This window comes from Thalassospira sp. MCCC 1A01428 (assembly GCF_002115825.1).
In the GTDB taxonomy this organism is placed as follows: Bacteria; Pseudomonadota; Alphaproteobacteria; order Rhodospirillales; family Thalassospiraceae; genus Thalassospira.
The window spans coordinates 1-1,446 of record NZ_JFJZ01000127.1; the positions used below are offsets into that span (position 1 = coordinate 1).

Here is a 1,446-nt window from a genome sequence, read left to right on the forward strand (position 1 = left end):
CCGAAGATAGTGCTAGCGACCTTGACCTTTCGGCGATTGCCTTTACCGACGTGGATAATGGCGCGACCCTCACCGTGACGTTCACGGCCGGGGCCGGAACGCTTGCTGCATCGGATGGAACCGGTGTTACGGTTGGCGGGAGCAGTACGGCGCTGACCCTGACGGGCACGGTTTCGGCGATCAATACCTATCTTGATACGGTTGGGGCCATCAAATACACCTCTGCTACGAATGCAGAGGGAACGGCGGTGACTACCATTGGTGTAAAGGCCAATGACGGTGCCGGGTCGGGTGATGTTAACCTTGGCAGCATGTCTGTTACTGTTACCGGTGTGAATGATGCTCCTACCGCTTCGGGTGTGCCCGCGACGGTGACAGTAATCGAAGATAGCGCCAGCAACCTTGATCTTTCGGCGATTACCTTTACCGACGTGGATAGTGGCGCGACCCTCACCGTGACGTTCACGGCCGGGGCCGGAACGCTTGCTGCATCGGATGGAACCGGTGTTACGGTTGGCGGGACCAGTACGGCGCTGACCCTGACAGGCACGGTTTCGGCGATCAATACTTATCTGGATACGGTCGGTGCCATTAAATACACCTCTGCTACGAATGCAGAGGGAACGGGTGTTACCACCATTGGTGTAAAGGCTAATGACGGCGCCGGATCGGGTGATGTTGCTTTTGGTAATATATCGGTCAATGTCACCAATGTGAATGATGCCCCCACGGTGACGGGCGTGCCTGCGACGGTGACGGTAACCGAAGATATTGCCAGTAATCTTGATCTTTCGGCGATTACGTTTGCCGATGTTGATAGCAGCGGTGATATCACCGTGACCTTTAGTGCCGGGGGCGGAACGCTTGCTGCATCGGATGGAACCGGTGTTACGGTTGGCGGGACGAGTACGGCGCTGACCCTGACGGGTACGGTTTCGGCGATCAATACCTATATGGATACGGTTGGGGCCATCAAATACACCTCTGCTACGAATGCAGAGGGAACGGGTGTTACCACCATTGGTGTTCAGGCCAATGACGGTGACGGATCGGGTGATGTTAACCTTGGCAGCATGTCTGTTACTGTTACCGGTGTGAATGATGCTCCTACCGCTTCGGGTGTGCCCGCGACGGTGACAGTAACCGAAGATAGCGCCAGCGACCTTGACCTTTCGGCGATTGCCTTTACCGACGTGGATAGTGGTGCGACCCTCACCGTGACGTTCACGGCCGGGGCCGGAACGCTTGCTGCATCGGATGGAACCGGCGTGACGGTTGGTGGTACAGGTACCGCAACATTGACCCTGACGGGTACGGTTTCGGCGATCAATACCTATCTGGATACGGTCGGTGCCATTAAATACACGTCTGCTGCGGATGCGACAGGAACGGGTGTTACCACCATTGGTGTAAAGGCCAATGACGGTGCCGGGTCGGGTGATGTTG

1 protein-coding gene is annotated in these 1,446 nt (G+C 56.6%); it reads left to right on the forward strand.

Translation table 11 applies throughout. The features are described from left to right. Nucleotides 1-1,446: beta strand repeat-containing protein (locus THS27_RS27055; RefSeq protein WP_371456362.1), on the forward strand; the 1,446-nt coding region annotated here is incomplete at both ends.